The sequence below is a fragment of the Nocardia sp. NPDC059764 genome (genome assembly GCF_042732555.1).
Taxonomy (GTDB): Bacteria; Actinomycetota; Actinomycetes; order Mycobacteriales; family Mycobacteriaceae; genus Nocardia.
Genome location: NZ_JBHWHH010000097.1, coordinates 21968 through 27967 on the forward strand (window position 1 = coordinate 21968; position 6000 = coordinate 27967).

General features: G+C 69.4%; 8 protein-coding genes. 4 read left to right on the plus strand and 4 right to left on the minus strand.

Annotation, left to right across the window (positions count from 1 at the left end; translation table 11 throughout):
* Positions 1 to 170 precede the first annotated feature (170 nt).
* On the minus strand, positions 171 to 1637 hold the full coding sequence (locus ACFV4K_RS21570) for an FAD-dependent monooxygenase (protein ID WP_379277131.1): 1467 nt from the start codon (positions 1635 to 1637) through the stop codon (positions 171 to 173).
* An 83-nt stretch (positions 1638 to 1720) separates the two neighbouring features.
* Between ACFV4K_RS21570 and ACFV4K_RS21575 the strand changes: the two genes are divergently transcribed.
* Complete coding sequence (locus ACFV4K_RS21575; RefSeq protein WP_379277133.1) at positions 1721 to 2326, plus strand: TetR/AcrR family transcriptional regulator; 606 nt, start codon at positions 1721 to 1723, stop codon at positions 2324 to 2326.
* Between the two features lie 8 nt (positions 2327 to 2334).
* Here the strand turns inward: ACFV4K_RS21575 and ACFV4K_RS21580 are convergent, their stop codons facing one another.
* Positions 2335 to 3300 carry a quinone oxidoreductase family protein gene (locus tag ACFV4K_RS21580; RefSeq protein WP_379277134.1) on the minus strand — a complete coding sequence of 322 codons (966 nt, stop codon included), beginning with the start codon at positions 3298 to 3300 and terminating at the stop codon, positions 2335 to 2337.
* Positions 3301 to 3408: 108 nt separating this feature from the next.
* Between ACFV4K_RS21580 and ACFV4K_RS21585 the strand changes: the two genes are divergently transcribed.
* Positions 3409 to 3759, plus strand: a complete 351-nt coding sequence (locus ACFV4K_RS21585) for a hypothetical protein (protein WP_379277136.1) — start codon at positions 3409 to 3411, stop codon at positions 3757 to 3759.
* 53 nt (positions 3760 to 3812) lie between these two features.
* Positions 3813 to 4511 carry a GntR family transcriptional regulator gene (locus tag ACFV4K_RS21590; protein ID WP_379277137.1) on the plus strand — a complete coding sequence of 233 codons (699 nt, stop codon included), beginning with the start codon at positions 3813 to 3815 and terminating at the stop codon, positions 4509 to 4511.
* A 67-nt stretch (positions 4512 to 4578) separates the two neighbouring features.
* Here ACFV4K_RS21590 and ACFV4K_RS21595 read toward each other — a convergent pair whose 3' ends face one another.
* Both ACFV4K_RS21595 and ACFV4K_RS21600 read right to left on the minus strand, forming a co-directional pair.
* Entirely contained in the window at positions 4579 to 5028 is a 450-nt protein-coding gene (locus ACFV4K_RS21595; protein ID WP_379277139.1) for a PTS glucose transporter subunit IIA, read from the minus strand.
* A 5-nt stretch (positions 5029 to 5033) separates the two neighbouring features.
* Positions 5034 to 5264 (minus strand): glucose PTS transporter subunit EIIB, encoded by a 231-nt coding sequence (locus ACFV4K_RS21600; protein ID WP_213556172.1) that lies wholly within the window; start codon positions 5262 to 5264, stop codon positions 5034 to 5036.
* Between the two features lie 92 nt (positions 5265 to 5356).
* On the opposite strand from ACFV4K_RS21600, the gene ACFV4K_RS21605 reads away from it, so the two are divergent.
* Positions 5357 to 6000: PTS transporter subunit EIIC (locus tag ACFV4K_RS21605; protein ID WP_379277140.1), on the plus strand; the 644-nt coding region annotated here is incomplete at its 3' end.

Consider the following 6000-nt stretch of genomic DNA (forward strand, 5'->3'; position numbering starts at 1 on the left):
CCGAACCCTCGCCGCGACCACCTTACGGGGTCGCGACTCCCTCGCGTGGCCGAAAATGTTCGGTCCGGGCGAATCGTCTTGCGCGGCAGCATGATCATTCTGCACGGTTCACGCGGCTCCCGGGTTCCCAGGGGTGCACAGCTCGGAGCCGGGAACCCGGGACGCGTGCGCTACCGCGCGGTAGCGGTGCCGGCAGCGCCGAGATGTCCGTCGGGGCGGACGATCACCCAGGTGCCGTCGGCGGCGTCGTAAGCGCGGCGCGCATGCCCCTCGGCATCGCTGAATTCGCCTTCGACCAGCGCGGTTTCGGTTCCGACCAGGCGTACGGTCCGCAGGTCGGTCGCGAGGGAGTGGTCCGGATCGCCGGTCGTGTCCCGCCCGAACGCGAGCAGGGTGGCGTGCGGACCACGGAACAGGTCGAACAATCGGACGGTCTTGCCGTTCGCGTCGGTCAGCGGTGCGTCCGGTGCGCGGTCCCCGGACCGCACTCCGGGCGAATTGTCCTGAGCGTCCCGATAACTGATGTCGAGCTGATGGGTGCCCTCCCGATCCATGGCGTCCGGATCGCCCTTCACCGTCTTGTCGAGCAGCTCGGCACTCAGGCCCAGCACCCGCGCGGCCACCGCCCGCCGCTCGGTCTCGTAGCTGTCGAGCAGGGCCTCGGTCGCGGCCCCCGGATCGCGCAGCGCGGCCGCGAGTTTCCAGCCGAGGTTGTAGGCGTCCTGAACGCCGGTATTGAGTCCCTGCCCGCCGGTCGGCGGATGCACGTGCGCCGCGTCTCCGGCCAGGAACACCCGCCCGAACCGATACCGCTGCGCCAGACGGACATTCGGCCGCCACACCGTCGACCAGCTCAGGTCGCTGAGCACGATGTCGTCGCGGCGGGACCGGCGCGTCACGTGCTCCTGCAATACCTCCAGACCGGTCCCGGAGTCGGCGTCGAGTCCGGTCGCGAACTGGAACTTCCGCCCGCCGGGCAAGGGCATCAACGCGATTCCGTCCATGGGGGAGCCGGAATCGGCGAACCAGTAGCCCACGGAATGGTCGAGGGTGTCCGCGCGCACATCCCCGAGCAGCAGGCGAATCGATTCGTCGGTGACGCCCTCGAACGCGATCTCGAGCGCCTTGCGCACGGTGCTGCGACCGCCGTCCGCCCCCACCAGGTACCCGGCCCGTACCTGCTCGGTCACGCCGTCGTGCTCCAGCGTCACCGTCACCGCGTCCGCGTCGACGCTGAAATCGACCAGCGCCGTGCCGGATTCGACCCGCACCCCGAACTCCGCCAGTCGCTCGCGCAGCACCCGTTCGGTGTCGGCCTGGGCGAGCACCCACGGATTCGGGTGCGGCACATCGGCGCTGGGCTCGCGCCAGACGCTCATCCGCCGCTCCATCACGAACTCCCCGTCCAGGTGGACCAGTAGCGGGGCCTGCGGCGCGCCCTGGGCCAGCACCGCGTCGAGGACGCCGAGATCGTCGAAAACCTCGAGGGTGCGCGGCTGCAACCCGTCCCCGCGCGATCCGGCGAAGAACTCCGCGGCGCGGTCCACGATGCGCACCGCCACTCCGCGACGCGCCAGATCGATGGCGAGAGTGAGTCCGGTCGGCCCGGCTCCGGCAATGATGACCTGCGGATTCATGACAACTCCAATACTGAATACACATTCACTGAACGTAGATTCAGTATTCTGGGTGGTACCTTCCGCTGTCAAGGAGGTGGATCGTGGCAGCACGCCGCAGTCAGAGGTCGGCCGAGACCGAGCAGGCGCTCAAAGCCGCTGCCCAGCGGCTGTTCGCCGAGCGCGGCTACCTGAACACGAAGATCACCGACATCACCGCCGCGGCCGATCGTGCCGCGGGCTCGTTCTACAACCACTTCGCGAGCAAGGAAGAACTGCTCCAAGCGCTGTTGAAGGACCTGGCCGACGAGAGCGACGTCTCCGCCGCCGATCCCGCGCACATCGCCGACTTCACCGATCCGGCCGCGGTGCGCTACCACATTGCGAGCTACTGGGCCTTTGCCCGCAAGAACTGGCCGGTGCTGCGCGCCGTCCAGCAGGCCGCCCTGGTCAACGACGACTTCGCCCGCATCGCAACGCGTTTCGCGACCGAGCAGCGCGACGAGGTGGCCGACCATCTCGACGGATTCGGCCCGGCGGGCCCGCGCCTACCCGGCTCCGCCGACGCGAGCCTGTCCATGATGTTCGCCTCGGCGACGGGCCTGCTGCAGGCGGTGGAGGAGGGCGGCCTGGCGCTCACCGACGAGCAGGCCGTGGACGCCCTCACCCGATTCGTCTACCGCGGCCTCACCGGCCGCGATCCCGACTGACGAAAACCTCAGGGCACCAGCACGATCGAGCCCGTGGTCCGGCGACCCTCCAGGTCCCGATGCGCCTGCTCGGCGTCGGCGAGCGCATAGCTGCCGCCCACCCGTACCCGCAGCGTCCCCGCGGCGATGGCGTCCATGATATCGCCTGCCCGCCAGAGCAATTCGGCCCGATCGCGGGTGTAGTGCACCAGCGTCGGCCGGGTCACGAACAGGGAGCCCAGCGGGTTGAGCCGCTGCAGATCGAACGGCGGCACCGGCCCGCTGGCCCCGCCGAACAGCGCCACCATGCCCCGGATCCGGGTCGCGGCCAAGCTGAATTCGAAGGTGGACGCGCCGACCCCGTCGTAGGCCGCGGCCACGCCCTCCCCACCGGTGAGTTCGCGGGCGCGCGCGGCGATGTCCTCGTCGTAGCGCAGCACCTCGGCGGCCCCGGCCTCGCGCGACAGCTTCTCCTTGTCGTCGGTCGACACCGTGGTGATCACCCGCACCCCGCGCGCGCTCAGCAGCTGGGTCAGGATCAGCCCGACCCCGCCCGCGCCCGCGTGCACGAGGACCGTCTCGCCCGGCTCGGGCTTGTAGATCGACTCGATCAGGTAGTGCGCGGTCATGCCCTGCAACAGCGCCGACGCGGCCACCGGCGCGTCCACCCCGTCGGGCACCGGAATCGCCACGGCCGCAGGCACGGCCACCAGTTCGGCGTAACTGCCCGGCGCGGCCGCCCACGCCACCCGGTCCCCGACCCGGAAGTCGGTGACGCCGTCCCCGATGGCCTCCACCACGCCGCTGCCCTCGGCGCCCGGGATGTAGGGCACCGGCTGCGGGTAGCGCCCGGTCCGAATGTAGGTGTCGATGAAGTTGATTCCGATGGCCTGCGTCCGCACCAGCAGCTGCCCGGGACCCGCCTGTGGGTTGGGCACCTCCACCAGCCGCAGGACCTCGGGACCGCCGTGCTCGGAAACCTGGATGGCGCGCATGCCGACCAGTCTGACACCGGGCCGGAATCGGCATGCGCGGCGGCACGCCGAGTGTGACATGCACGGCGGTCCATGGACGCTGATTTACCGGTGGGTAAACTGCGACACATGAGCGCTACCGCCGCCCCGGCACCCGAGAAGCTGTCGCCGTCCGTCGTGGATTCCGTCAAGGGATTCGTCGCCGAGCACGGCGGCTCCGCGACCGCGGTGCTGCAGCCCATCGGCCGCATCGGCGTCCGTGTCACCCTCGTCGGCGCCGACGGCGTGATGGGTGACCGGGTCGTCGGCTCGCTGGAGGCCGCCAAGGCCCTCGTCGAGACCGTCGACGGCCTGACCGAGGCCGACGAATGGGACCGCGAGCTGATCTCCAAGGTGACCCCCGCGAAGGGGCACTGGGCCAAGATGGCGGGTTGGGTCGCGCGTCAGAAGCGATTCCCCAAGGCGCGCAACGAGAAATGACCGCGCCCGCAGCAGGCGGGGGCGGAAAGAACCGGAACGACGTGCCGGGTCGGGTGACCAAGCAGGCACAGTTGCGGTCGGCCCTCACCACCCTGTGCGCCACCCTGCGTCCCGGTGAGATGCTGCCCAGCGAACGCCAGCTCTGCGACGACTACCGCGTCAGCCGCATGACCGTGCGCGAGGTGCTGGGCCAGCTCGAATCCGAGGGCGTCATCACCCGCGTCCCCGGCAAGGGCACCTTCGTGGCCGAACGGGTGGCCCGATCGCGGCTGCACATGGCGTCGTTCACCGACGACATGCGCCGCCTGGGCCGCACCCCCGGCACCGTGGTCCTGCACACCGATTACGCGGTGCCGCCCGCCGCTTCGGCGAGCGCGCTGGGGCTGGCGGCGAACACCAAGGCCTATCACCTGGTCCGGCTGCGGCTGGCCGACGGCCTGCCCATGTCGATCGACGACGGCTGGTACCGCGTCGATCTGCTGCCGGACCTGCTGGATCACGAACTGACGCAATCGCTGTACGCGTTGTTCTCGCGGGAGTACGACTGCCCGATCGACCGGGCCGAGCAGAGTGTGCGCGCGGTGGCCGCCGACGAACGGCACGCGGGCTGGCTGGGCACCGAAACCGGTTCCCCGCTCCTGGCTTTCGACCGGATCTCGTACTCGCGTGATCGGGCCGTCGAACACGCGCAGTCCTGGTACCGGGCCGACCGCTACCAGGTGTACATGACCGTCTCGGCGGAGGACGCCTAGCCGCCCGACGCCCGGAAACGACTGAGCCGCTGCCCCATCCGGGACAGCGGCTCGTGTCGTTACGGGATCAGATGGTGAAAAGGACCGCGCCCGTCGCGATCTCACCGGCGACGACCCCGCGGGCCGAACCGGGGGTGCTGTCCATGACCACCACCGGCACCGAGGCGCTCAGGCCCAGGCGTCGAACCGCGTTGGGGGAGAAGGTGATCAGCGGATCGCCCACCTCGACCCGATCGCCCTCGGCGGCCTTGACCTCGAACAGATCCGGCTTGCCGACGGTGTCGATGCCGACGTGCAGCAGTACGCCGGTGCCGTCGGCGGTCACGATGACCGCCGCGTGCGGGTGCAGTTTCACGATCGATCCGGCGACCGGGGCGACCACGGTGGTGGCGGCATCGGTGTCGGGGGGTTCGATGGCCGCGCCCGCGCCCACCATCTCCGCGGAGAAGACCGGATCGGGGACCTCGGACAGGGGCATGGAGCGGCCGGCGAGCGGCGCGAGAATCTCGGTGCGCATGGCGGTCAGATCATGTCGTTGATGTCTTCGGCGAGCGCGTCGGCGGTGGGTCCGACGACGACCTGCACCGCGTCGCCCATCTTCACGACGCCGTGCGCGCCGGCGGCCTTGAGCGCCTTGTCGTCGACCTTGCCCGCGTCCTTGACCTCCACGCGCAAACGGGTGATGCAGCCTTCCACCTCGACGATATTGTCCGCGCCACCCAGGCCCGCGACGATCTGATTCGCTTTCGACATATTTCCTCCGTGCGTGTCGAGTAGACAGAACTGGTTATAACCAGTATATGTCTGGTTATAACCAGTGACGCTAACTGATCTGAGGACCCGCCATGGCCGATTCCGCCGCCGAGAGCTCTCGTAAGAAGCTCGATCTATCCGGACTGCAGAAGCTCGGCCGCAGCTTGATGCTGCCGATTGCCACGCTACCTGCCGCGGGCCTGTTGTTGAGGCTGGGACAGGACGACATGCTCGGCCGATTCTCGCCCCTGCACTCGGTCGCCGCGGTCCTCGCGGGCGCGGGCGGGACGCTCATCGACAACCTTCCGCTGCTGTTCGCGGTGGGTATCGCCATCGGCTGGGCGAAGAAGTCCGACGGGTCCACGGCACTGGCCGCGGTGGTCGGATACCTCGCCTTCACCGGTGTCCTCAAGGCCATGTCGCCGGTGGTGCTGGATGGTAGCTGTGGTCCGGTCCTGGGCTGGTTGTTCCGTGCGGCGAACTGGGATTGCCCCATCGTGGCCGACATGGCCACCGCCAAGGCCTCGCAACTGGTGAACTTCGGCGTCCTCGGCGGCATCGTCATGGGTCTGACCGCGGCCTCGCTGTGGACCCGCTTTCACCGCACCCAGCTGCCCGACTACCTCGGCTTCTTCTCCGGCCGCCGCCTGGTGCCCATCCTCACCGCGTGCGCCGCGGTCGTCATCGGCGTGCTCATGTCGTTCATCTACCCGGCCTTCAATGCCGCGCTCACCTG